Raw genomic sequence first — 24,398 nt, forward strand, 5'->3', positions numbered from 1 at the left:
TTACGCGCTGACCTTGCGCACGCGCGCGCTGAGCAAGGCGCGCAAGGCCGCCGGACGCACCGGCTTGTGCAGCAGCGGATAGCCGAGCAGTCGCGCACGCTGTTTCAGTTCACTGCTGCCGTCGGCGGTAATCATCGCCACCGGCGGCAGGTCGCCCAGCGTGCCGCGCAGGTACTGCAGGGCCTGCAGGCCGTTCATGTCTTCGGCCAGATGGTAGTCGGCGAGAATCATGTCGATGCCGCCGCCGCGCAGCTGCTGTTCGGCCTGCTGCACGTCGAGCGCGACGCGGCAGTCCACGCCCCAGCGCGTGAGCAGGGCACGCATGCCGTCGAGGATGGACGAGTCGTTGTCCAGGCACAGCACCGTCAGCGGCAGGCGCTCGACCGCCATGGCCGGCTGCGTGACGGTGCGGCGGCGCGGCGGCAGCGCATCCACGCGCGGCACGGCGACGGCGAAGCGGCTGCCGTGGTCGACACGGGAGGAGAGCTCCAGGCGATGGTCGAGGATGTGGGCGATGCGGTCGCAGATCGACAGGCCCAGTCCCAGGCCTTTCTCGCCCCACGGCGAGGGACGGTCCAGCCGCTGGAACTCGTCGAAGATGCGCGCACGCTGTTCCTCGGCGATGCCAGGGCCCGTATCCCACACCTCAATGCGAACTTCGCCGCCGGTGCGCCGCGCGCCGAGCAGCACGCCGCCGCTGCGGGTGTAGCGCAGCGCATTGGAAATGAAGTTCTGCAGGATGCGGCGCAGCAGCTGGGGATCGCTGCGCACGGCCAGCCGCGTCGGCACGATGCGCAGCTGCAGGCCGCGCTGTTCCGCGATCACCGCGAACTGCGCCTTCAGCGAATCGAACAGATCGGCCAGGGCGAAGCTTCCGACGTCGGGGCGATAGCTGCCGGCATCCAGGCGCGACGTGTCGAGCAAAGCATCGAGCAGATCTTCGGCGGAGCGGAACGAGGCGTCGATGCGCTCGGCGAGCTGCGCGGCATCCTGATCGAGGCCCGGGTGCTGGCGCAGCGCCGAGGTGAACAGCCGCGCAGCGTTCAGCGGCTGCAGCAGGTCGTGGCTGGCGGCGGCGAGGAAGCGGGTCTTGGAAGCGTTGGCCGCTTCCGCCTCGCGGCGCGCGAGCGCGGTAGCGGCCAGCGCTTCGCTCAGTTCCGCGGTGCGCTGGCCGACGCGCTGCTCCAGCGTTTCGTTGACGTCGATCAACGCCTGCTCGGCCTGCTTGTAGGCAGTGACGTCGGTGTAGGTGGTGACGTAGCCGCCGCCGGGCAGCGCTCGGCCGCGCATCTCGATCACGGTGCCGTCGGAGCGCACGCGTTGGAACAGGTGCGGTATGCCGGCGCGCATGTAAGCGATGCGCTTGGTCACGTGTTCCTCGACTTCGCCCGGGCCCAGCTCGCCGTGCTCGGCGTTCCAGCGGATCAGGTCCGCCACCGGCACGCCGACGTAGACCATGCCGTCGGGATAGTCGAACAGCTCCAGGTAGCGCCGGTTCCATGCCACCAGCCGCATGCCCGCGTCGACCACGCTGATGCCCTGCGATACGTTTTCCAAGGTGGTGGAGAGCAGCTCGCGGTTGAAGCGCAGTTCCTGCGAGGCTTCGTCCATCAAGGCCATGGCTTCGGCGATGTCCAGGCCGGAGCCGGACAGCGCGCCCATCAGGATGCGACGCGCACTGGCCGCGCCGACCGCCGCGGCGAGCAGACGCTCGGTGTACTGGATCAGCGCTCGATCGGCCGATTCGCTCGGCGCCAGCGGACGGCCGCGGCGTTCGCCGTATTCCTCGAATGCGCGCTGGCTGCTGCGTTCGCCGACGATACGTTCGGCGATGGTGCGCAGATCCGCCACCGCTACACGGCCGCGCCAGTCGCCGACGCTGCCGCGGTCCACCGCATAGGGTTCGATAAACATCGCCGCGTGCAGGCGCTCCTCCAGGCTGGGGCGGAAGCGCAGCGAGATAAACACCAGGCAGCCTACGTTGGCCAGCAGCGACCAGAATGTGCCGTGCATCACCGGGTCCCAGCCGTTGAGATGAAACAGCGCCTGCGGCTGCAGCCAGCTGAGGCCCAGCGGGCCTTGCTGCAGCCAGCTTGCATTGGGATTGGTGGCCGGAATCAGCAAGGTGTAGATCCACACGCCGAAGCCGGCGAGCAGACCGGTCGCCACGCCGCGACGGCTGGCGCCGCGCCAATACAGCGCCGACACGATCGCCGGCGCGAACTGCGCGACCGCGGCGAAGGCCAGCAGGCCGGTCGCCGCCAGATTCGCGGCATCCGCCGCCACGCGGTAATACAGGTACGCCATGCAGGCGAGGCCGACGATGGCAATGCGCCGCACCAGCAGCACGAGCTGGGACAGGTCGCTGCGCTGCTCCAGCTGCAACCGGCGGATACGCAGCAGCGCCGGCATCACCAGGTCGTTGCTGATCATGGTCGACAGCGCGACCGACGAGACGATCACCATGCCGGTGGCCGCCGAGAAGCCGCCGATAAAGGCGAGCAGCGCCATGCCGCGGTCGCCGTGGGCCAGCGGCAGGTTCAGCACCCAGGCGTCGGCGATGCCGTGGCTCACCATCGGCAGGCGCAGGCCGGCGGCGACGATGGGGATCACCGCCACGCTGACGATCAGCATGTAGAGCGGGAACATCCAGCGTGCGCGATAAAGATCGTTCGGGTCTTCGCACTCCACCACGCCGATCTGGAACTGGCGCGGCAGGCAGAACATGGCGCAGAAGGCCAGCAAGGTCTGCGCGAGAAAGCCGGGCGAGATGCCGTCGGCGAACTGCTGTACCGGAAGCGCGACGGTGGCTTCGAGTCCCGGTCCGCGCCACAGCGCGTAGACCGCCAGCGCGGCGAAGGCGGCTAGTTTGATCAGCGATTCCAGCGCGATGGCCAGCATCATGCCGTGATGGTGTTCGGTGGCGTCGATGGTGCGCGTGCCGAACAGGATGGCGAAGGTGGCCAGCAGGATCGCACACCATAGGGCACTGTCCCCGAACTGCGAGGCGCCGCCGCCGAGCGCGGCGTACGACATCGACACCGCTTTGAACTGCAGGGCCAGGTAGGGAACGATGGCGATCACCGCGATCAACGCTACCGTCGCCGCCAGCGCATGCGACTTGCCGAAACGCGCGCCGATGAAGTCGGCGATCGAGGTGATGTTGCGCTGGCGTGCGATGAGCGCGAGCCGGCGCATCAGGCCGAAGCCGCACACGAACAGCAGCGCCGGGCCCAGGTAAATGGGCAGATAGCCCAGCCCTTCGCGCGCCGCCGTACCGACGGCGCCATAGAACGTCCACGACGAGCAGTAGACCGCGAGGGCCAGGCTGTAGACGATCGGGCGCAGCTTCGGCTGGCGCGGATACAGCGGCCGGCGATCGCCGGCATAAGCCACCACGAACAGCAGGCCCACATAGAGCAGCGACGCAAGCAGCAGCAGCCAGCCGGCGATCAAGGACAGTTCTCCCGTCAAAGGCCTTTACGCGCGTTCGCTGCGCCTGCAAGCGGGCGGCCAGGAGCCGGTGGCCGCTTGTTCGATCCGTGCCCGGCCGGCAACATGCGCGGATGACCATGAAGTACAGCCAGGTGCCAGCGAAAGTAGCAGAGCACCTGCGCGATGACGAGATACACGTATGGCGGATGGCTTACGACCATCATCAGGGGCGTGCGCCGTTCCAGGCTGTGCTGGCCGCTTATCTCGGGCGCGCCGCGGATGAGGTACGGCTGGAGGCGGGGGAATTCGGTCGGCCGCGGTTGGCCGGCGCCGACGCCGGGGCGCTGCATTTCAACTGGTCGCATAGCGGCGATCAGGCGTTGTGCGCGGTGGCGCGAGGGGTTGAACCGGGTGTCGATCTGGAACGCCTGCGGCCGCGGCCGCGCGCCCTGGAAATCGCCCAGCGCTACTTCAGCCACGAAGAAACCGCGGCGTTGGCGGCGTTGGCGCCAGGCCGTCGCGACGCCGCCTTCCTGCAGCTTTGGACGGCGAAGGAAGCCGTGCTCAAGGCGACTGGGCGGGGCCTGGCCTTTGGGCTGCACCGTCTAGGGATCGCCGACGAAGAGGAGCGCCTGGCGCTGCGCTTCCTCGATGGCGAACTGCCGGCGCATTGGCAGCTGCATCGCCTCGCGCTGGACGGCGGACACGTGGGCAGCATCGCGTGGCGCGGCGGCCCCAGGACGCTCGTCTTGCGGACACTTGCCACCGCCGCCGGATAGGCGCAGTGTTGCCGGTCCTGCTCCGCGCGGGATGCTGGAGTGCTTGGGTCCCGCGGGAGGTTTTTGCCTGCGAGCCGATGCGTCCATGACCCTGCTTAGCGTCAACCTCAACAAGATCGCGGTGCTGCGCAATTCGCGCGGCGGCGACGAGCCCGACATTCTCCGCGCCGCACAAACCTGCATCGAAGCCGGTTGCGGCGGCATCACCGTCCATCCCCGCCCCGACCAGCGCCATGTGAAGCCGCAGGACGTGCGCGCGCTCGCCGCCATGCTGCGCGGCCGCGTGGAGTACAACATCGAGGGCAATCCGTTTGCGCCGGCGCGCGGCACGTATCCGGGCCTGATCGAACTGGCGCGCGAAGTGCGGCCGACGCAGGTAACCCTGGTGCCGGACAGCGACAGCCAGATCACTTCCGACCATGGCTTCGATCCGCTGCAGCAGGCCGACGTCGACAAGCTGCAGCCATTGGTGAAGGCGCTGCGCGAGATCAGTTGCCGCGTGAGCGTGTTCGTCGATGCGGGCGCCAGCGGCTTCGAGCGCTTCGCGGCGATCGGCGTGCAGCGCGTGGAGATCTATACCGGGCCTTATGCGCATGCGTTTGCCGAGGGCGATGCGCGTGAATCGCTGGCCTTGTGCGCGGAGACGGCGCGGCGTGCGCAGCAGTCGGGACTGGCGGTGAACGCGGGGCACGATCTGAGCCAGGCGAACCTGGGCGCGTTCCATGCAGCCATTCCCGGCCTGGCCGAGGTATCGATCGGGCACGCCTTGATCGGCGAGGCCCTGTACGAAGGGCTGTCGACGACGGTGCGGAATTACCTGCAGATTCTGCGTTGACGTTGCCGGCGCGGCGACCTTGCCGACGCCGCGCCGTATTCGCCTCGTTTTCAGATGGACGTCCAGACGTCCGTGGGTTCGTTATCTTCCACGCATAAAAAAACCCCCGCCGAAGCGGGGGTTTCAAGGGTAGTTTTGTTTCGATCCGTTGCCGGATTTACTGCCCTTCCGTAAAGCCGATCTTGGTGAGGCCGTAGCTCTTGGCAGCGGCCAGCACTCGGGCCACATGCTCGTAAGCCACGCCGTCGTCCGCATTGATCTGCAGTTCGGGCTGGTTGGACTGGCTGGCGACCACCGCGATCTGTGCCCGCAGGCCCAGCTCGTCGACCGGCGTATCGTTCCAGTACAGCGCGCCCGACTGATCGATCTTCAAGCGGATCGGATCCGGCGGATTATCCTGCTGGACCACGTTCGGGTTCGGCTGCGGAAGGTCGATCTTTACTTTGTGCGTCAGGATGGGAGCCGTGATCATGAAGATGATCAGGAGCACCAGCATCACGTCGACAAGCGGCGTGACGTTGATGTCCGCCATCGGCCCCTTGCCGCTTCCACTACTGAATGCCATGACTCTTACTCCTTGCCGGTCGTGATGAAACCGACATGGACCATGCCCTGCTCCTTGGCGCTGCCAAGAACCTTACGCACGATCTTGTACTCCGTCGTCTTGTCCGCACGGATCTGCAGCTCCGGCTGCGGCGACTTCGCCGCCGCAACCGCAAACTGGGCCTTCAGCTCGGCTTCCGTGACCTCGATGTCGTTGAGGTACATGGTGCCGTCGGGCTTGATGGCCAGATCCATCGGCTCGACCGGTTCCGTATCGACAACCTTCGGATTCGCGGTCGGCAATTCAACGGTGATTCGGTGGGACATCAGCGGCGCGGTGATCATGAAGATGATCAGCAGTACCAACATCACGTCGACGAGCGGCGTAACGTTGATTTCCGACATCGGACCGCCGGAACTATCTCCAGAGCTCATCGCCATGGGTCAATCCCTCACTTGCCTTCGACGCGGGCGCCGGTCGCGAAGAAGTCGTGCAGGTCGTGCGCGAACTCGTCGAACTGAGCGTAGGTCAGGCGGTTGGAGCGGTTGAAGAAGTTGTAGGCGAGCACCGCCGGGATCGCGGTGAACAGACCGAACGCGGTCATGATCAGCGCCTCACCCACCGGACCGGCCACCGCTTCCATCGACGCGTTGCCCGAAGCCGAGATCTTGATCAGCGCGTGGTAGATGCCCCACACGGTACCGAGCAGACCGATGAACGGCGCCGACGAACCGACCGTGGCGAGCAGGGTCAGGCCGCCTTCAAGGCGCAGGCTCTCGCGAGCCACGGCCTGGCGCAGGGCGCGGTCGATGAACTCGGAGCGGCTCAGCGACTCGGCCAGGCGACCACCGCCCGACGAAGCCTGCTGGTGGTGGGCCACCGCGGAAGCGGCGTCCAGCGCGATCTTCGAGAAGGGTTCGCCCTTGGGCTGGGCTTCCAGCTCGCGGATGGCGTCCTGCGTCGAGCCGTTGGTCCAGAAACCGTTGATCACCTTGTCAGCGCGGCCACGGACCATGGCGTTGCGGATGGCGTTGGCGATGATGAAGTACCAGGAGGAGAAGGACATCACCACCAGCACCACGAACACGATCCAGCCAAGCGGATCGAAGTTGTGGATCAGGTGGTCGAAGCCCATCGACTTCATGGCTTCGGCGTTGGAGGTACCGCCCGCGGCCGGGTTCGGAGAAGGAGTCTGTTGGAACATAACGCTACCCTTGGAAAGTCAAGCGTGAACTGGTTGACCGTAACTTTTGGTTACAGCTGATTGAGGTTGAAATTGACCGGAACGCGGACGTAACCCTCGGTCTTCTGTCCGTTCCTGATATTCGGATTGAAGCGCCACTTGCGCGCCGTTTCAATCGCAGCCTGATCCAGCTCACGGTAACCGCTGGACGTTTCCACCTTGATGTCCTTGGGCGAACCATCAACACCGACAAGGATCATCAGGGTAACCGTGCCCTCGTGACGCTGGCGAATGGCCTGCGGCGGATACTTGGGCTGAATGCGGCTGTTGTAGCTGATGTCCTGGCTGGCGGTGATGTCCGCAGGCGGAGCCGGGGGAGCAGGCGGAGCCGGCGGCGGAGCCGGGATCGGATTCGACGACGCTTCCTCGACGGCCGGCGGCGGAGCCGGCGGCGGCGGGGTCGGCGGCGGCTGCACCTGCTGGATGATCTTCGGCGGCGGCTGCTTCGGCGGTTCCGGCGGCGGCGGCGGCGGAGGGGGCGGCGGCGGCGGCGGCTCGATGAAGTTCACCTGGACGATGCGTTCCTTCTTCGCCTGATCCGTCTTCGGCGGAGCCATCGGCGCCACCAGCAAGAGGAACGCGAACGCGTGCAGCGCGATGGCAACAGCCAGCGCCCAGGTACGCCTCCAATTGAACGGCCCTTGGCCGGTTGCTTCGTTACTTGAGGCCATCTGTCACTAATCTGAAGCTGGATAATCGGTGAGACGTGGTCACGACACTTGGCGGCAAATTGCCTCCACGAAGGATGACATTTGCCACTGGACACGAACACGGGAAGGTTTCAACGGTACACCAGCACATGGCGTTTGTATAGCATCTGAGGGGCAGATAAATGGACGTCCATCCGCCCCTTCAGATTGCACTTGAAAACGCCGTGGCTGGCCTTACTTGCCGGCTCCTGCCGTCTTCAACCAGGCCTTCGCTTTGTCGGCCGTGGCGGGGTCCTGTGCAGCCTTCTGCATGGCTGCGATCGCTCCCTGCTTGTCCTTCAGTCCACGGCAGGCTTCCGCCAGCAGCATGTAGGCCGTGCCCTTGTGCTGCACGCCCTTGTCGATGCCCTGCTGGATCAGCGTCTTCGCTTCGGCATTCTTGCCTTCGCTGATCAGCAGCTGGCCCGCGCGGACCGCCGCTTCGCCGTCGCTCGCCTTGCCCATCGCCTTCTTGTAGGCGCTGATGGCATCGGCCGGCTTGTCGGCGACATACGAGGCATCGCCGAGCAGCTTGAGGTTGTCGTAGCTGTCCGTCACCACGCCCTTGCTCATACCCTCGTTGAGGGCGGCAACGGCCTTGGCGGCGTTCGGCTTGGGATCGGAGCTGTCCTGGCCGGTGACCAGGTAGAGCTTGGCGAGATTGACGTAGTCCTTCTCGCTCTTGAACGCGCCGGCGGCCTTCGATTTCTCCATCAGCTGGATTGCTTCCGGATACTTCTGCGACTGCATAAGCACGGCGACGGCGTTGTTGAGCGCGGCCGAATCGTTCGGGTTGGCGGCGAGCTGCTGCTGCGCGAGCTGCGCGGCCTGGTCGCCCTGGCCGGACTCGGCGTAGCTGGCCATCAGGATCTGGTTCCAGCTGTCGTTCGGCTTGTCGGTGAGCGACTGCGCCTTCTTCACCGCGGCGATCGCCTGCGGGTACTTCTCAAGACGGTAGTAGGCATTGCCTTCGAGCGCGTACGACTCGGCGGTTTCCTTCTTGCCGTCGGCGCGCCACTTCTCGATGGTGTCGATGGCCGGCTGATACTGCTCGTCGGCCAGGTAGAACTGGGCGAGCATGTACTGCAGCTGGAAGTAGGTGTCGTTCGGCATGACGCCGATGTCGAGCGCGCGCTTCAGCAGGTCGATCGCACCCTTCACGTCCTGCTCGTTGTAGTGCAGGTTGGCCAGGCCCTGCAGGGCCAGCGCCTGGGCGTACTTGCTCTTGCTGCTGTCGATGATCGGCTGGAGGATCTGCTCCGCCTTCGCCTTGTCCTGCGAATTGACTGCGTCGAGGCCGTCGTTCAGTGCCTTCTGATCTTTCTCGCTGGTGAGGTCCAGCTTCGGCTCGGCACGGGTCGCGTTCGGATACAGCGCTTCCTTCTTGTCCTTGGAATTGCTGTCTTTCGCGATCACCGGGCTGCTGGCCAGGGTCAGCGCAAGCGCCGCTCCGGCGAGCATCTTGATCAGGGGAACGTGCTTCATGGCAGTCCTCGTGTAAGGTTTCACGCACAAGAGTGCGCGGGGGATCGTTGAGCGTAACCCGAGCAGGCGCTAGGAAACAAGTCGCAGCGCCGCAACAAAGTTTGTTAAAAATCAATAAGTTGCAACATTCCCTCGCGAATCTGTTCGAGATGACCCCGACAGAGGTCACGTAGGCGTTCGCGTACAAACCCTAGAGAATCGTCCGATTGTCTCGTGCGCGGCAAATCATGTCGTTATCGACCAAAGTCGATAGAGCTTGAATCCGGCCTCGCAGCTCGTAATCGCGTGCTAATGCATTAGTGCACGCGGGCAAAGAAAAGGGCCTGCATGCATCGTCCGGAGACGGGCAAGGCAGGCCCTCTGGCGAGCGCTCGAATTTAGATATCGAGGTTCGCCACCTTCAGCGCGTTCGCTTCGATGAATTCACGGCGCGGCTCCACCGCCTCGCCCATCAGCATCGAGAACATCTGGTCGGCGACGAAGGCGTCCTCGATGCCGACCTGCAGCATGCGGCGCGTCTCCGGGTTCACCGTGGTTTCCCACAGCTGCTCCGGATTCATTTCGCCCAGGCCCTTGAAGCGCTGGATGGTACGGCCCTTCTTCGCCTCGTCCAGCAGCCAGCTGCGCACGTCGGCAAAGCTGAGCACGCCGCGCGAAGCATTGCCGCGGCGGACCACGGCGTCCTGCTGCACCAGGCCGGCGACCTGCTGGCTGGCGTGCAGGATCGGGCGGAACTCGGAGCCGGCGAAGAACGGCTGCGGCAGCAGCCAGGTGTGGCTCAGGCCGTGCTGGTCGCGCACCACCTCGACCGCCGCCGGCTGCTCGTCCACTGCCGGACGCAGCGCCAGGCGGTAGCGCGGCTTGCCCAGGCCGCTGGAGGCCAGGCGCTTGGCCACGCCGTCGAGCCAGGTCTGCATCGCCGCCGGGTCCGTCCACAACGACGGTTCCACCGGCGCATGCTCGAGGAAGGCGGTCAGCACATTCGCGTCGAAGCGATGGCCCAGGCGTTCGATCTGATCCAGCGCCGCCTGATAGTCGCGCAGCAGCTTTTCCAGCGCTTCGCCGGTGACGGGGGGCGCATCCGGGCTGTAGGTCAGCTCGGCGTTGTCGACGGCGCTGGCGATCAGGTACGTGTTGAGGGCCGCGTCGTCCTTCAGGTACTGCTCCTGCTTGCCCTGCTTCACCTTGTACAGCGGTGGCAGGCCGATATAGACATGGCCGCGCTCGATCAGCTCGGGCATCTGGCGGTAGAAGAAGGTCAGCAGCAGGGTGCGGATGTGCGAGCCGTCCACGTCCGCGTCGGTCATGATGACGATGCGGTGGTAGCGCAGCTTGTCCGGGTTGTACTCCTCCTTGCCGATGCCGGTGCCCAGCGCGGTGATCAGGGTGCCGACCTCGGCCGAGGACAGCATCTTGTCGAAGCGCGCCTTCTCGACGTTGAGGATCTTGCCCTTCAGTGGCAGCACGGCCTGGGTCTTGCGGTTGCGGCCCTGCTTGGCCGAACCGCCTGCGGAGTCACCCTCGACCAGGAACAGTTCGCACAGCGCCGGATCCTTCTCCTGGCAGTCGGCCAGCTTGCCCGGCAGGCCGGCGATATCCAGCGCACCCTTGCGGCGGGTCATCTCGCGAGCCTTGCGCGCGGCCTCACGGGCACGGGCGGCGTCGACCACCTTGGAGGCGATGGCCTTGGCTTCGTTCGGATGCTCCAGCAGGAACTCGCCGAGCTTCTCGTTGACGGCCTGCTCCACCGCGGTCTTCACCTCGGAGGAAACCAGCTTGTCCTTGGTCTGCGAGGAGAACTTCGGGTCCGGCACCTTCACCGACAGCACGGCGATCAGGCCTTCGCGCATATCGTCGCCGGAGAGCGCGACCTTGGCGTTCTTGGCCAGGCCTTCCTTCTCGATATAGCCCTGCAGCGAACGGGTCAGCGCCGCGCGGAAGCCGGTGAGATGGGTGCCGCCGTCACGCTGCGGAATGTTATTGGTGAAGCAGAACATCGTCTCCTGGTAGGAGTCGGTCCACTGCATCGCCAGATCCACCGAGATGCCGTCCTGCTGGGCATTCAGGCTGATCACGTTGGGATGCAGCGCGGTCTTCAGCTGGGACAGATGCTGCACGAAGGAGCGGATGCCGCCCTCGTAGGCGAAGGTGTCGTGGCGGCCTTCGCCGCGCTCGTCCTTCAGGTCGATGGTGACGCCGGAGTTGAGGAAGGCCAGTTCGCGCAGGCGCTTGGCCAGGATCTCGTAATGGAACTCGACGTCGGAGAAGGTTTCCCTGCTGGGCAGGAAGCGCACCGTGGTGCCGTGCTTGGCCGAGGGCGCCACTACCTTGACCGGATACAGCGGCTCGCCCATGGCGTATTCCTGCTGATGCTCCTGGCCTTCGCGGTAGATGGTCAGCCACAGGTGTGAGCTCAGCGCGTTCACCACCGACACGCCCACGCCATGCAGGCCGCCCGACACCTTGTACGAGTTGTCGTCGAACTTGCCGCCGGCGTGCAGCACGGTCATCACCACTTCCGCGGTGGAACGCCCTTCTTCCGGATGGATGCCGACCGGGATGCCGCGGCCGTTGTCGCTGACGCTGACCGAGCCATCCTCATGGATGGTCACGATGACGTGGTCGCAGTAGCCGGCCAGGGCTTCGTCGATGGAGTTGTCGACGACTTCGAACACCATGTGGTGCAGGCCCGTGCCGTCATCGGTGTCGCCGATGTACATGCCGGGGCGCTTGCGCACCGCTTCAAGACCTTTGAGTACCTTGATGTTGCTCGAATCGTAGGATGAGTTCATGCCTTGATCGTTTCCTGGCGCCATCTGCCCTGCCCGGTACGGCGCCATGGAAACCGGAACAGGGACACTAAGAAGTAATTATAGCAGGCGCGGCGACTTTCCCTTGTTCCACGTGGAACACATGCGCTGAGAGGCTCTGTAAGGGCGCAGGAAGCTCAGTTCCCGTGACCAGCACCTGGGCACCGACCCCGGCCAACTGCCCCACCACGGCCGTCTGGTGCGCGAGATCGAGTTCGGAAGCAAGATCATCCAGGCAAACGACCGGCCACTCGTCCTTCTGGCTGGCAAACAAGGCGGCCTGAGCAAGCAGGCACCCAAGGGCGGTCAACTTCTCCTGTCCGCGCGAGAGATGCTCCCGCATAGGGGCATGCTGAAAGCTGATAGACCAGTCGGCGCGGTGTACGCCCTGCGTGGTGTGGCCGCGGGAGAGGTCCCTATCGCGCTGATCCGCCAAGACCTCGGCCAGGTCCCGCTCTTCAGGCCAGCCACGGCGATAGCGGAGCTCGATCGCTCCCAATTCGGGAAGCAGGCCGCCGATGGTCTGTTCCAGGTGCGGCAGTAGCTGATCCAGATAACGAACCCGCATAAGGTGGATTCGCTCGCCGGTTTGGGAAAGCTCCGCCTCCCAGGAAAGGAAGAGTTCTGGCGCGACCGGGCTGTTCGATCTCAGCAAGCTGTTTCGCTGCTTCAGCGCGCGCTGATAGCGCCGCCAAGCCAACAGGAACTCATGTTCCACGTGGAACACGCCCCAATCCAGATAACGACGACGCTCTTCGGCACCGCCGGCGATCAGTGCATGAGAGCCAGGCTCAAAGCACACCACGGCGCATTCGCTGACGACCTCGCCGAGGCTCGCGCTCCGCCCATCCAGGCGCGCATCCCAGCGCGCGCCCTCACGCCCAAGGCCAACCCGTCCGATCCGACCATCCTGATGGCGAATTTCACCAAACACGGAAAGCGATGACGCGCCCCGCTGCAACAAGACCTCCTTTGCCCCGCCACTGCGGAACGAACGGCCATGGGAAAGCAGAAACGCCGCCTCCAGCACGCTGGTCTTGCCTGCCCCGTTCGCCCCGACAAAGACATGAATCCCCTCGCCCAGCTCAATATCCGCTTCGGCAAGGCAACGCAGCCCGCGAATCCGCAGACGCTCCAACCTCATGACGCAAGCCCAGAAGCAAGAACGCCGGAGCGTCTTTCGACGGCTCCGGCGTTGTTGGCTGGCATGCTGACCGATCCGGCCCGCATCCCTGCTGCCATCAGAGGCGCAACGGCATGATCACGTGCCGTGCCTCTTCGCTGTCGTCTTCCTGCACCAGGCAGCTGGACTGCGCATCGCGCAGATTCAGGCGTGCCCGCTCGCCGCGCAGTGCCGACAGCGCATCCAGCAGATACCCGACGTTGAAGCCCACGGCCAGATCCGAAACCACGGTTTCGGCTTCCAGCTCTTCCACAGCCTCTTCCTGCTCCGGGTTGTGCGCCACGATGCGCAGCTTCCCGGACGAAAGCTCCAGCTTTACGCCGCGGTACTTCTCGTTCGACAGAATCGCCGCACGCTGCAGCGCGCTGCGCAGCACTTCGCGATCGAGCGTAGCCGACTTGTCCGCACCGAGCGGGATCACCGCCTCGTAGTCCGGGAAACGGCCGTCGATCAGCTTCGAGGTAAACACCACGTCGCCGCGGCGCACGCGCAGATGATTGCGGCCGAACTCCAGTTCCACCTGGCCGTCGCCGGTTTCGAACAAGCCGATCAGCTCGTTCACGCCCTTGCGCGGAATGATGATCTGGCGGCGGGTGGAAACCTTGCTGTCCAGCTTGGTTTCCTTCAATGCCAGACGGTGGCCGTCGGTGGCTACGCAGCGCAGGGTGTGTTCCTGCAGATCCAGCAGCATGCCGTTCAAGTAATAGCGCACGTCCTGGTTCGCCATGGCGAACGCGGTGCGCTCCATCAGATCCCGCAGTACTTCTTCCGGCAAGCTCACCCGCTCCACCAGCTCGATCTCGTCGATGGTGGGAAATTCCGTGGCAGGCAGCGTGGCCAGCGTAAAGCGGCTGCGTCCGGCGTTGAGCGCGATGCGATCGCCGTTGAGCTTCAACTCGATCTGCGCGCCATCGGGCAGTGCACGCACGATATCGAACAGCTTGCGCGCCGGGATGGTGATCTCGCCGTCGACCAGCTTGTCGGCCGGCGTGGTGGCGACCATCTCGACTTCGAGATCGGTGCCGGTCAGCGAAAGCTTGCCGTCGCCGACCTTGACCAGCAGGTTCGCGAGCACGGGCAGGGTCTGGCGACGTTCGACGACGCCCACCACCTGTTGCAGCGGCTTGAGCAGAGCTTCTCGTTGGATGCTGAATTGCATGTAGGCGCTTCCCCTAAACCTGCTGTTCTGTTTTTAAAAGAAGTTCTGTGGTGGTTGTAGGTGCCGTGGATAACTTGAAAACCGCGTTTTCCACTTAAGAATCAAAAACTTGAAACAAAAATACGGTGTGCTTGAACAGGCCCGCAGCGTGTGGGTCGCTTGTGGATAACTGGGGAGCCCTCGAACGTCCACCTATTATCCACAGCTTCTACCATCCCTTTTCAAGCGCTTATCCCCACCGGTGCCGATTTCTCCGCTTCATCACCTCAACCGGTAAGGATGCGGATCAGCTGTTCCCAGTCCTGGCGCATGCGCGTATCGGTCTCGCACAGCTTCTTGATGGTGCGGCAGGCGTGCAGCACGGTGGTGTGATCGCGCCCGCCGAACGCCTCGCCGATCTCCGGCAGGCTGTGCTCGGTCAGTTCCTTGGACAGCGCCATCGCGAACTGCCGCGGCCTGGCCAGCGAACGCACGCGGCGCTTGGACAGCAGATCCTGCAGGCGCACCTGGTAGTAGTCGGCCACCTGCTTCTGGATGTTGGGCACCGTCACCGCCTGGGCGTGCGTGGCCAGCAGGTCGCGCAGCGTTTCCTCGGCGAATTCGGTGGTGATCGGCTTGCCGTAGAAATTGGCGCGCGCGGCCAGCGTGTTGAGCGCGCCTTCCAGGTCGCGCACGTTGGAGCGGATGCGCTTGGCCAGCAGCATCGCCACGTTCTCCGTCACCGCCACGCCCTTCTCGTGCGCCTTGGCCAGCAGAATCGCTGCGCGCGTCTCGAAATCCGGCGGCTCGATCGCCACCGACAGGCCCCAGCCCAGGCGCGACTTCAGGCGCGGCTCCAGCTTGTCCACTTCTTTCGGGTACCGGTCGCAGGTCAGGATGATCTGCTGCTTGGATTCGAACAGCGCGTTGAAGGTATGGAAGAACTCTTCCTGCGTGGTGTCCTTGCCGGCGAAGAACTGGATGTCGTCGATCAGCAGCGCGTCGACCGAGCGGAAGCGGCGCTTGAACTCGTCCATGCTCTTGGTGCGCAGCGCTTCGATCATGGCGCCCACGAACTGCTCCGAACGCAGGTACAGCACCTTGAAGTCCGGATTGCGCTCGCGCATCAGGTTGCCGGCGGCATGCATCAAGTGGGTCTTACCCAGGCCGGTGCCGCCGTACAGCAGCAGCGGGTTGTAGGCGCGGCCCGGATTCATCGCCACCTGCATCGCGGCGGCCTTGCCCAGCTGGTTGGATTTGCCTTCGACGAAGGTTTCGAAGGTGTAGTGCGGGTCCAGGTTATGGCTGAAGGGCGCGGGTGGCTGCGTCGGCGCGGGTTCGGCCACGGCCGGCGCCGGCGCGGGGCGCGCCATGGACGAAGCCGGGCGCTGCGGCACGCGCGCGGCGCTCGAACCCACTTCCAGGCGCACGGAAAGTTCGTGCCCGGTCAGCTGGGCGAGCATGGCTTCGATGCGCGGCAGATAGCGCTCGCGCACGGTGTCCAGGGTGTAGGGATTGGGCGCGAACAGCTGCAGACCCATGGTGTCGTCGCGAGCCTGCAGCGGCATCAGCCAGGTGTGCACGTCCTCGGCGCTCAATTCGCCTTCGAGACGCTCGAGACAGCGCCGCCACAGATCACTCATGGGTATTCTTCAACCACAGCAGGGGCGCTTGCGCGCGGGGTGGACCGGAAAGTCTAACAGCAGCTTGCCGGTTCTCGGCCAGGGCCTATCCACACAATTATCCACAGGATACGCAAACCCCCGTTGCAGCGGGGGTTTGACAGAGCCCGCAAGCGCGCGGCATAATTTCCAACCTTTTTATCCACATACCAACGAGGAGGAAGCCATGTCGAAGCGGACCTTCCAGCCCAGCAAGCTCAAGCGCGCCCGCACGCACGGCTTTCGTGCCCGCATGGCCACGGCCGACGGTCGCAAGATCCTGAACGCCCGTCGCGCCAAGGGCCGCAAGCGCCTGATCCCGTAAGCGCCGCGGTCACAGGCACAGCACCGATGCGTGCCGGACTGCCGCGCGAGTCGCGGATCCGTCGCGCCGGTGACTTTGCAGCGATGCGCCATGCCAGCGGCCGCCTCGGCGGCCGCTGTTTTTCTGTGCGCTACAGGGACAACGGACTCGGCGAGCCCCGCCTCGGGCTGGCCATCTCCAAGCGCGTATCCAAGCGCGCCGTCGAGCGCAATCGCATCAAGCGCCTGGTGCGCGAATCCTTCCGGCGCATCCGCACCCAGCTTCCGGCCGTCGACCTGCTGGTGATGGCGCGCGACCAGGCCAGCGGCCTGCCCGGCCCCGAACTGCTGGCCGAGATCGACCAGCTGTGGAAGAAGCTGGTGTCGCAGCGATCCGTGCCCATATCCAAGGCCGGCTCGCATTGATGCCGGGCCACGCGGCCGGCACAATCGCGCGTTGACCCTTTTCCCGCCTTCCTCTCCGCGGCTCGGAGCCGCGGCGCTCACCGGATCTGTCACGCGATGAATCAAACGCGCACGTTCCTCACCTTTGCCCTGCTCGCCGTGGCGTACCTGCTGTGGATGGCCTGGGACAAGGACTACAGCCCCAAGCCGGTCCCCGCGCCGGTGGCGAGCGCCAGCAGCGCCGCGGTGCCTTCCGCCGACAACGGCGGCAACGTGCCCGCCGCCAGCTCCAGCTCCAGCACCGGCGCCGCTGCAGTACCCGCCAACGGCGGCAGCGCGACCGAAGCCAAGGCCCAGCTGATCACCATCACCACCGACGTGCTGCGCCTGACGGTCGACACCCGCGGCGGCAGCGTGGTGCGATCCGAACTGCTGCACTACCCGTCGGTGCCGGTCACCAAGAAAGACCCGAGCCCCGCGCCGGTGCGCCTGCTCGACGAGCAGCCCGAGCATTTCTTCGTGGCGCAGAGCGGCCTGGCCAGCGCGCAGGGCAATGGCGCGCCGGTCGCGCCGACGCATCTGTCGGTGTTCGACAGCGCGCAGACCGCCTACCAGCTCGCCGAAGGCCAGAACGAACTGAAGGTGGACCTTACCTGGCAGGACGCCGCCGGCCTCAAGGTCACCAAGAGCTATACGCTCAAGCGCGGCAGCTACGACGTCTCGATGCAGCAGAAGATCGACAACGGCGCGTCGGTGGCCTGGCAGGGCAACGCCTACGAGCAGCTGCAGCGCGCGGGCCAGGTCAACAACCGCACCTGGCTGCAGAACTACACCGACCCTGCCGCGCACAGCTTCTTCGGCGCCGGCTGGTACAGCCCGCAGGACAAGTTCGAAACACTGCCCTTCACCGACTTCCAGAAGAAGCCGCTCGCGCGCTCCATCACCGGCGGCTGGGCCGCGATGCTGCAGCACTACTTCGTGGTCGCGTGGATTCCGCCGGCGCAGGAAGCGAACGGTTACTCCACCAGCGTCGTCAATCCGGATACGGCGCAGCCGTACTACCTGATCCGCACCGTCGGCCCGTCGCTCAACGTGGCGCCGGGCCAGAGCGCCACCGCCGTTTCGCGCCTGTACCTGGGTCCGAAGCTGCAGGGCACGCTCGACGCGATCGCGCCGGGCCTGGAGCTGTCCACCAACTACGGCTGGCTCACCGTCATCTCGCAGCCGCTGCACTGGCTGCTGTCGCAGCTGCACGCGATCAGCGGCAACTGGGGCGTGGCGATCATCCTGCTGGTGCTGCTGCTGAAGGCCGCGCTGTGGAAGCTCACCGCCGCGCAGTTCCGCTCCGGTGCGCGCATGCGCAAGCTGCAGCCTCGCGTCACCGCGCTCAAGGAGCGCTATGGCGACGACAAGATGAAGATGCAGCAGGCCATGATGGAGCTGTACAAGAAGGAGAAGGTGAACCCCATGGCCGGCTGCCTGCCGATCCTGGTCACCTTCCCGGTGTTCCTGGGCCTGTACCGCGTGCTGATGGAAAGCGTGGAGCTGCGCCAGGCGCCGTTCTTCGGCTGGATCCACGACCTGTCCGCGCCCGACCCGCTGTTCGTGCTGCCGGCGATCTACGTGCTGGTGATGCTGGCCACGCAGTGGCTCACGCCCACCACCGGCATGGATCCGGCCCAGGCCAAGATGATGAAGGTGATGCCGATCCTGTTCGCGGTGCTGTTCGCCTTCTTCCCGTCCGGCTTGGTGCTGTACTGGGTGATCAACGGCGCGACCAGCCTCGCCCAGCAGTGGTTCATCACCCGCCAGGTGGACCGGGCCGATCACAAGGCCAAGACCGCCTGATGAAGAAAAGGCCGCGCAAGCGGCCTTTTTCTTAGGCGGCGGCGATAATCTCCCGGGTATGAGCCACACCGCCGACACCATCGCTGCCGTCGCCAGCGCACCCGGAGCCGCAGGCGTCGGTGTGTTGCGCATATCGGGTCCGGCGGTGCCGGCGATCGCACAGACGCTGCTGGGTCGCGCCGCCGCACCGCGCCACGCGCACTTTGCCGCCTTCCGCGATGCGAACGGTGAGCTGATCGACCGCGGCCTGCTGCTGTACTTCCCCGCCCCCGCCTCCTACACCGGCGAACACGTGCTGGAGCTGCAGGGCCACGGCAACGCGGTACTGCTCGACGCGCTGCTGCGCCGCGTCTGCGAACTCGGCGCACGCCTGGCGCGTCCCGGCGAGTTCACCGAGCGCGCTTTCCTCAACGGCAAGCTCGATCTCGCGCAGGCCGAGGCCGTCGCGGACCTGATCGCCGCCGGTTCACAGGCCGGCGCGCGCGCGGCGCTGCGTTCGATGGAAGGCGTGTTCTCGCGCCGCGTCGACGAGCTGCTGCAGGCGCTGATCCTGCTGCGCGTGCATATCGAAGCCGCGATCGATTTCCCGGAAGAGGAAATCGACTTCCTCGCCGACCCCGCTATTGCGCGGCAACTGCAGGCCCTGCGCGAACAACTGGCCGGGCTGCTACGCGAAACCCAGCGCGGCGTGCGCCTCACCGATGGCTTGCGCGTGGCCATCATCGGCCGCCCCAACGCCGGCAAATCCAGCCTGCTCAACGCACTGGCGGGCAGCGACCGCGCCATCGTCACCGACATCGCCGGCACCACGCGCGACGTGCTGCGCGAAAATCTCGATCTCGACGGCGTCGCGCTGGAACTGGCCGACACCGCCGGCCTGCGCGAAACGGACGATCCGGTGGAACGCGAAGGCGTCCGCCGCGCGCGCCACGAGCTCACCCGCGCCGACGTCGCCCTGCTCGTCACCGACGCCGCCGGCGCCGACGCGGACCAGCAGCTGTTCGCCGACGTGCAGGCCGACGTCGAACGCATCGTGCTGGTGAACAAGATCGACCTGGACCGCCGTCCCTCGCACAGCGAAACGCGCGCCGGCGTCTGGTGGCTATGGACCTCAGCCAGATCCGGCGAAGGCCTCGACGTGCTGCGCGACCACCTCAAGCGCCTCGCCGGCGCCGGCAGCGGCGAAGGCGCCTTCAGCGCCCGCCGCCGCCATGTGCTCGCGCTGGAACGGGTCGCCGAACATCTCGACCGCACCGCATCCGTGCTGCTCGACGTGCATGCGGGCGAGCTGGCCGCGGAAGAACTGCGCCACGCGCAGCACGCACTGGGCGAAATCACCGGCACCTACAGCAGCGACGACCTGCTGGGGGCGATCTTCAGTTCGTTCTGCATCGGCAAGTGAAAACGAACGGTGGGCGAACGCTGGTCGCCCTTCTTCTTTAGACGCTTGGCCAGCTCCCGTTGCGCCCGTCTGGCCGGACAGTCATCAATGACCCGCGCCAGCAACCCGCGGAAGGCACCACAGTAGGACCTCTCCCTGTGGCGTGGCGCTCGACACAACAAACGCTTATCGCATCTTCTAGTACAGCGGATGACGCCTTGGCGCTAACATGCCGAGTTTGCGGGGCGCTGTTCCGGTCGAAACGCAGGCATGCTCACTTTCTTGTTCGGCGCCTTCGGGCTGTCCACTCTCTGGTTGATTCCACTGCTCTGGCGCGGATTGCGCGCCCTCGTTGCCAAAGGCCGCAAGCGGCCGGTGGGTGGTGAGGGCACGATCCGCTATGCGTTGGGCGGGCTGCTGGTCTTGCTGTCGAGCGCCACGCTCGAAGGCCTGGTCGTCGCGCATTACACGGACGATCCGGCGGCTGGTGGCGTGGTATGCCGTGCCTTGGCCGGCGGCCTCGCCTCTGTTTTCGGCGCGACGGTCACCTCGCTGCTGATGCTGGCGATCCTGGCAGTCGCTCTGCGCTGGTATCCCGGGCTGTCGTGGCGCGCGCTGTTCGCGGGGACTTCCTCGAAGGTCGATGGCTTCGCTGGCGCGATCGAGCGGCTGCTCACAGCGCGCGGCGTCCGCTTTCCTGCGCGTCGACAGCGCGGCGCCGTACGCCGCGCCGGTGCGGCAACGGCGGCGCGCCGGCAGGCGCAGCATGCGGCGCGGCGTCCGCCTGTTGCGCCGGCCAGCCCACCCTCGCCGGTCATGGAGCGCGCAGCACCTTTCTCCGGCGCGGATACGCAGCGCACGAAAACGCCCACGCCCGAAGCGGTGATCCGCGAGCCCTGGAAGCAGCCTCGCGTCGCGCCGGTTTCGGCGCCGCGGGTATCGACCGGACGTATCGCCGCGGCGATGGCGGCCGCGGCCGAACGTGCTTCGGCGGACGAGCCGCCTGCGCGTGCGCAGGTTCAAGCCGCGAGGACGGACATCGATGCTCGCGTGCGCACGCACCCTCCCCTCGGAATCGAAAGCCCGGCCGTCGCGGCGATGCGGACGATTGAGCCCGCGATCGCGCAACGCGCCATCGTCGAATCCGCGCCGATCGAATCCGTGCCAGTCGAATTCACGCCGATCGAATCCGCGCCAGTCGAATTCGCGCCGATCGAATCCACAGCGACGGACAACGCGGAAGACGCGCCCGACTTCATCCCGGCGCCGCAGGTGTCTCGCACCGCTCCGGCATCATCCCGCCGCCTCGCCGCCAACGACGACGAGCCGGCCCCCGCGGCTCCTGTGCCGGCGCCGACCCCGTCGCGGCCGCGCACGAACGTGCTGGTTCCGCCGCTGTCCCTGCTCGCCCCGCCGCCGCCGGGTTCCGCTTCTGTCAGCGAAACCCAGCTCGCCGAAACCGGCGAACTGATCGAACAGCGCCTGCGCGAGTTCAAGGTGCCGGTCAGCGTGGTCGGCGCCTCCGCCGGCCCCGTCATCACGCGCTTCGAAGTCGAACCCGCCGTCGGCGTGCGCGGCAACCAGATCGTCGCGCTGATGAAGGACTTGGCGCGCGGCCTGGGGCGTACCTCGATCCGCGTGGTCGAGACGATCCCCGGAAAAACCTGCATGGGCCTGGAGCTGCCGAACGAGCAGCGCCAGATGATCGCGCTGTCGGAGATCCTCGATTCGCGCGAATACCGCGGCTCCGATTCGCTGCTCACCCTGGCCATGGGCAAGGGCATCACCGGCGAGCCGGTGGTGGCGGACCTGGCGCGCGCGCCGCACATGCTGGTGGCCGGCACCACCGGTTCCGGCAAGTCGGTGGCGGTCAACGCCATGATCCTGTCGATGCTGTACAAGGCCACGCCGGACGAGGTGCGCCTGATCATGATCGACCCGAAGATGCTGGAGCTGTCGGTCTACGAAGGCATCCCGCATCTGCTCGCGCCGGTGGTCACCGACATGAAGCTCGCCGCCAATGCGCTGGCCTGGTGCGTGGCCGAGATGGAAAACCGCTACCGCGTGATGTCCGACCTGCGCGTGCGCAACCTCGCCGGCTACAACCACAAGGTGCGCGAAGCGCGCGCCGCCGGCCGGCCGCTGCTCAACCCCTTCCCCGCGCATCCGGAAATTCCCGAGACGCTGGATACGCTGCCGATGATCGTGGTGGTGATCGACGAGCTGGCCGACCTGATGATGGTGGCCGGCAAGAAGATCGAGGAACTGATCGCGCGCCTGGCGCAGAAGGCGCGCGCCGCCGGCATCCATCTGATCCTGGCCACGCAGCGTCCGTCGGTGGATGTGATCACCGGCCTGATCAAGGCGAACATCCCCACCCGCGTGGCCTTCCAGGTGTCCTCGAAGATCGACTCGCGCACGATCCTCGATCAGATGGGCGCCGAAAGCCTGCTCGGCCAGGGCGACATGCTGTTCCTGCCGCCGGGCACCGGTTACCCGCAGCGCATCCACGGCGCGTTCGTCGCCGACGAGGAAGTGCACCGCGTCGTGGCGCACCTCAAGCAATACGGCGAGCCGGACTACAAGGACGAGATCCTCGCCGGCCCGCCCGGCGAAGGCGGCAACGGCGAGCTGTTTCCCGAGGAAGGCGCGGATGCCGAACTCGATCCGCTCTACGACGAAGCCGCGGCCTTCGTGCTGCGCACGCGCCGCGCGTCGATCTCGTTCGTGCAGCGGCAGTTCCGCATCGGCTACAACCGTGCGGCGCGGCTAGTCGAAGCGATGGAGGCGGCAGGCTTGGTGTCGCCGATGGGGATCAACGGGCAGCGCGACGTACTCGCGCCTGCTCCGTCCGAATAGCAAGCGTAGGTTGGGGTGAGCCGTGGGCGAACCCCAACGCGGTAACGCCCGAGCGTCGCGCATTGTTGGGGTTCGCCTCTGGCTCACCCCAACCTACGCGTCAGGCGTCGTTGCGGCCCGACACGGTTTCCCAGCTCAAGCCAAAACGCCCGAGGTATTTGCGCAGCCGGTCCGCATCGTTTGTGCTGGTGCGCTTGCTGCGCGAAGCGGCGAACAGCTGGCGTCCCGCTTCCGAAAGACTGCGGCAGCGGCGGCACAGGCGGACCACTTCGCGCAGCTGCAGCTGGTCGAACAGGTCCAGCGCATCGAGTTCGGCGCCAAGCCATTCGCGCAGCACGTCCGTCTGTTCGTCGCGGCGCCACAGCCGGCGCAGGCGTTGCAGTTCTTCGTCCACCACGTCGACCGTGATGCGCCCCGCCGGTGCCAGCGTCGCCATGCGCGTCAGCGATGCGCCGAGGTCGCGGAAGTTGCCATGCCAGGTGGCTTCGGCGGATTGCGCGAAACGCAGATAGCGCTCGCGCGCCTCACGGTTGAAGGTCACGCGATGGCCATGCTGCGCGTGGCGATCCAGCTCGTAGTCGAGATTCGGCTCGATGTCTTCCAGCCGTTCCGCCAGGCCTGGCAGATGGAAGCTCCAGATATTGAGCCGCGCATAAAGGTCGTCGCGAAACCGTCCTTCCGCGACGCGGCGGCCCAGGTCGCGGTTGGTGCCGGCAATCAGCTGGAAATCGCTCTCCACTTCCTTGTCGCCGCCCACCGGCAGAAAGCGCCGATCTTCCAGCGCGCGCAGCAGCATGGCCTGCTCGTCCGCGCCCAGCTCGCCGATTTCGTCGAGAAACAGCAGGCCTTGATGCGCGCTGCGCAGCAGGCCTGCTCGTTCGCCCACCGCGCCGGTGTAAGCGCCTTTGACGTGACCGAACAACGCACTCATCGCGCCATCGCCGCGCAAGGTGGCGCAATTGACCTCGACGAAGCGCCCGCTCAATTCATGCCGCGCCTTCTTCAGCTCGAACAGGCGCCGCGCCAGCTGGCTCTTGCCCGCGCCGGTCGGACCCATCAGCAGGATCGGCGCGGTGGAGCGGCTGCCCACGATCTCGATCTGCTCGATCATGCGGTTGAACGCGGCGTTGCGCGTGGCGATGCCGCTTTTCAAATGCGTGCGGTCGTCTTCCTGTTCGCGCTCGAAGCGCCGGGCCAGGCGGTCGTAGCGCGACAGGTCCAGGTCGATCAGGCTGATCGAACCGCCGTTCGCGCCCACGTGCTGCTTGCGTGGCGGCGACAGCTGCAGCAGGCGCGCGGGCAGGCGGCGGCTCTCGGTCAGCAGGAACAGGCAGATCTGCGCGACGTGGGTGCCGGTGGTGATGTGCACGAGATAGTCCTCGCGCTCGGTGTCGAAGGCGTAGCCCTTGGCGAAGTCGTGCAGCACGCCGTACATCGACTCGAAATCCCAGGGGTCGGCCAGGTAGGTGTCGTGCAGGCGCACCTCGGTCTCCGGCGAGACCTGGGCCAGGTCCTGCTGCACCTGCCGCGCCACGTCGCCGTAGCGGCGCAGATCCACCAGCAGTTCCAGGCGGTGCACCAGGAAATCCTCGTGCATGCCCAGCGCCACGGTGGGTCGCCATTTCTCCCAGCGGCCGGCGCCCTGGCCGGCATCGAGCTGGGTGCCGAGGAATCCGATCACGACCTGGGGCTTCATACCTATAGCCAAATATAAATGCAGATATCCAAATATATGAAATGAGCAAGTCCGGCGTCATCAACCGTAGTGCGCCGACAATGTTTTCCATCAAAAACATGTAG

General features: G+C 65.9%; 18 protein-coding genes. 7 read left to right on the forward strand and 11 right to left on the reverse strand.

Translation table 11 applies throughout. The features are described from left to right. Entirely contained in the window at positions 1 to 3,456 is a 3,456-nt protein-coding gene (locus FHW84_RS04050; RefSeq protein WP_208399625.1) for a PAS domain-containing hybrid sensor histidine kinase/response regulator, read from the reverse strand. Positions 3,457 to 3,572: 116 nt separating this feature from the next. On the opposite strand from FHW84_RS04050, the gene FHW84_RS04055 reads away from it, so the two are divergent. Together FHW84_RS04055 and FHW84_RS04060 are read left to right on the forward strand one after the other, a co-directional pair. Continuing rightward, positions 3,573 to 4,214, forward strand: a complete 642-nt coding sequence (locus FHW84_RS04055; protein ID WP_243867877.1) for a 4'-phosphopantetheinyl transferase superfamily protein — start codon at positions 3,573 to 3,575, stop codon at positions 4,212 to 4,214. Positions 4,215 to 4,299: 85 nt separating this feature from the next. Further along, the gene (locus FHW84_RS04060; protein WP_167252861.1) at positions 4,300 to 5,049 is read left to right on the forward strand and encodes a pyridoxine 5'-phosphate synthase; all 750 of its coding nucleotides are present in this window, start codon (positions 4,300 to 4,302) and stop codon (positions 5,047 to 5,049) included. A 157-nt stretch (positions 5,050 to 5,206) separates the two neighbouring features. On the opposite strand, the gene FHW84_RS04065 is transcribed toward FHW84_RS04060, so the two are convergent. From FHW84_RS04065 to dnaA, 9 genes are all read right to left on the reverse strand, one after another. Then, a complete protein-coding gene (locus tag FHW84_RS04065) occupies positions 5,207 to 5,614 on the reverse strand; it encodes a biopolymer transporter ExbD (protein WP_167252862.1) in 408 nt (135 codons plus the stop codon). Positions 5,615 to 5,619: 5 nt separating this feature from the next. Continuing rightward, a complete protein-coding gene (locus FHW84_RS04070; protein WP_167252863.1) occupies positions 5,620 to 6,033 on the reverse strand; it encodes a biopolymer transporter ExbD in 414 nt (137 codons plus the stop codon). Between the two features lie 11 nt (positions 6,034 to 6,044). Then, on the reverse strand, positions 6,045 to 6,797 hold the full coding sequence (locus FHW84_RS04075; protein WP_167252864.1) for a MotA/TolQ/ExbB proton channel family protein: 753 nt from the start codon (positions 6,795 to 6,797) through the stop codon (positions 6,045 to 6,047). A 50-nt stretch (positions 6,798 to 6,847) separates the two neighbouring features. Then, on the reverse strand, positions 6,848 to 7,507 hold the full coding sequence (locus FHW84_RS04080; RefSeq protein ID WP_167252865.1) for an energy transducer TonB: 660 nt from the start codon (positions 7,505 to 7,507) through the stop codon (positions 6,848 to 6,850). A gap of 213 nt (positions 7,508 to 7,720) precedes the next feature. Beyond that, positions 7,721 to 9,010, reverse strand: a complete 1,290-nt coding sequence (locus FHW84_RS04085) for a tetratricopeptide repeat protein (RefSeq protein WP_208399626.1) — start codon at positions 9,008 to 9,010, stop codon at positions 7,721 to 7,723. Positions 9,011 to 9,387: 377 nt separating this feature from the next. Beyond that, positions 9,388 to 11,802: a DNA topoisomerase (ATP-hydrolyzing) subunit B gene (gyrB, locus tag FHW84_RS04090; RefSeq protein ID WP_167252866.1), complete on the reverse strand. Its 2,415-nt coding sequence runs from the start codon at positions 11,800 to 11,802 to the stop codon at positions 9,388 to 9,390. Between the two features lie 67 nt (positions 11,803 to 11,869). Then, positions 11,870 to 12,964: a DNA replication/repair protein RecF gene (gene recF, locus FHW84_RS04095; RefSeq protein ID WP_167252867.1), complete on the reverse strand. Its 1,095-nt coding sequence runs from the start codon at positions 12,962 to 12,964 to the stop codon at positions 11,870 to 11,872. Between the two features lie 97 nt (positions 12,965 to 13,061). Next, on the reverse strand, positions 13,062 to 14,162 hold the full coding sequence (gene dnaN, locus FHW84_RS04100) for a DNA polymerase III subunit beta (RefSeq protein WP_167252868.1): 1,101 nt from the start codon (positions 14,160 to 14,162) through the stop codon (positions 13,062 to 13,064). A gap of 266 nt (positions 14,163 to 14,428) precedes the next feature. Further along, a complete protein-coding gene (gene dnaA / locus FHW84_RS04105) occupies positions 14,429 to 15,784 on the reverse strand; it encodes a chromosomal replication initiator protein DnaA (protein WP_167252869.1) in 1,356 nt (451 codons plus the stop codon). Between the two features lie 205 nt (positions 15,785 to 15,989). Here dnaA and rpmH point away from each other — a divergent pair, with 205 nt between their 5' ends. From rpmH to FHW84_RS04130, 5 genes are all read left to right on the forward strand, one after another. Next, positions 15,990 to 16,127: a 50S ribosomal protein L34 gene (gene rpmH, locus FHW84_RS04110; RefSeq protein WP_019464789.1), complete on the forward strand. Its 138-nt coding sequence runs from the start codon at positions 15,990 to 15,992 to the stop codon at positions 16,125 to 16,127. Positions 16,128 to 16,153: 26 nt separating this feature from the next. Beyond that, entirely contained in the window at positions 16,154 to 16,531 is a 378-nt protein-coding gene (rnpA, locus tag FHW84_RS04115; protein WP_167252870.1) for a ribonuclease P protein component, read from the forward strand. 96 nt (positions 16,532 to 16,627) lie between these two features. Next, a complete protein-coding gene (yidC, locus tag FHW84_RS04120) occupies positions 16,628 to 18,358 on the forward strand; it encodes a membrane protein insertase YidC (protein WP_167252871.1) in 1,731 nt (576 codons plus the stop codon). A 58-nt stretch (positions 18,359 to 18,416) separates the two neighbouring features. Then, a complete protein-coding gene (gene mnmE / locus FHW84_RS04125) occupies positions 18,417 to 19,760 on the forward strand; it encodes a tRNA uridine-5-carboxymethylaminomethyl(34) synthesis GTPase MnmE (protein ID WP_167252872.1) in 1,344 nt (447 codons plus the stop codon). Between the two features lie 249 nt (positions 19,761 to 20,009). Continuing rightward, a complete protein-coding gene (locus FHW84_RS04130) occupies positions 20,010 to 22,598 on the forward strand; it encodes a DNA translocase FtsK 4TM domain-containing protein (protein ID WP_167252873.1) in 2,589 nt (862 codons plus the stop codon). 100 nt (positions 22,599 to 22,698) lie between these two features. Here FHW84_RS04130 and rtcR read toward each other — a convergent pair whose 3' ends face one another. Beyond that, entirely contained in the window at positions 22,699 to 24,294 is a 1,596-nt protein-coding gene (gene rtcR, locus FHW84_RS04135; protein WP_167252874.1) for an RNA repair transcriptional activator RtcR, read from the reverse strand. Between the last annotated feature and the right edge of the window lie 104 nt (positions 24,295 to 24,398).

Origin of the sequence: Dyella sp. SG562 (genome assembly GCF_011759495.1) — a bacterium.
GTDB classification, from domain to species: domain Bacteria; phylum Pseudomonadota; class Gammaproteobacteria; order Xanthomonadales; family Rhodanobacteraceae; genus Dyella_D; species Dyella_D marensis.

Excerpts from the sequence above, each read along its gene's own strand:
- rnpA (WP_167252870.1), top strand. The coding sequence starts at position 16,154 with ATGCGTGCCGGACTGCCGCGCGAGTCGCGGATCCGTCGCGCCGGTGAC.
- yidC (WP_167252871.1), top strand. The coding sequence starts at position 16,628 with ATGAATCAAACGCGCACGTTCCTCACCTTTGCCCTGCTCGCCGTGGCG.
- rpmH (WP_019464789.1), top strand. The coding sequence starts at position 15,990 with ATGTCGAAGCGGACCTTCCAGCCCAGCAAGCTCAAGCGCGCCCGCACG.
- rtcR (WP_167252874.1), bottom strand. The coding sequence starts at position 24,294 with ATGAAGCCCCAGGTCGTGATCGGATTCCTCGGCACCCAGCTCGATGCC.
- FHW84_RS04130 (WP_167252873.1), top strand. The coding sequence starts at position 20,010 with ATGCTCACTTTCTTGTTCGGCGCCTTCGGGCTGTCCACTCTCTGGTTG.
- FHW84_RS04055 (WP_243867877.1), top strand. The coding sequence starts at position 3,573 with ATGAAGTACAGCCAGGTGCCAGCGAAAGTAGCAGAGCACCTGCGCGAT.
- FHW84_RS04070 (WP_167252863.1), bottom strand. The coding sequence starts at position 6,033 with ATGGCGATGAGCTCTGGAGATAGTTCCGGCGGTCCGATGTCGGAAATC.
- FHW84_RS04080 (WP_167252865.1), bottom strand. The coding sequence starts at position 7,507 with ATGGCCTCAAGTAACGAAGCAACCGGCCAAGGGCCGTTCAATTGGAGG.
- gyrB (WP_167252866.1), bottom strand. The coding sequence starts at position 11,802 with ATGAACTCATCCTACGATTCGAGCAACATCAAGGTACTCAAAGGTCTT.
- recF (WP_167252867.1), bottom strand. The coding sequence starts at position 12,964 with ATGAGGTTGGAGCGTCTGCGGATTCGCGGGCTGCGTTGCCTTGCCGAA.
- FHW84_RS04060 (WP_167252861.1), top strand. The coding sequence starts at position 4,300 with ATGACCCTGCTTAGCGTCAACCTCAACAAGATCGCGGTGCTGCGCAAT.
- FHW84_RS04075 (WP_167252864.1), bottom strand. The coding sequence starts at position 6,797 with ATGTTCCAACAGACTCCTTCTCCGAACCCGGCCGCGGGCGGTACCTCC.
- FHW84_RS04065 (WP_167252862.1), bottom strand. The coding sequence starts at position 5,614 with ATGGCATTCAGTAGTGGAAGCGGCAAGGGGCCGATGGCGGACATCAAC.
- FHW84_RS04085 (WP_208399626.1), bottom strand. The coding sequence starts at position 9,010 with ATGAAGCACGTTCCCCTGATCAAGATGCTCGCCGGAGCGGCGCTTGCG.
- dnaA (WP_167252869.1), bottom strand. The coding sequence starts at position 15,784 with ATGAGTGATCTGTGGCGGCGCTGTCTCGAGCGTCTCGAAGGCGAATTG.
- dnaN (WP_167252868.1), bottom strand. The coding sequence starts at position 14,162 with ATGCAATTCAGCATCCAACGAGAAGCTCTGCTCAAGCCGCTGCAACAG.
- mnmE (WP_167252872.1), top strand. The coding sequence starts at position 18,417 with ATGAGCCACACCGCCGACACCATCGCTGCCGTCGCCAGCGCACCCGGA.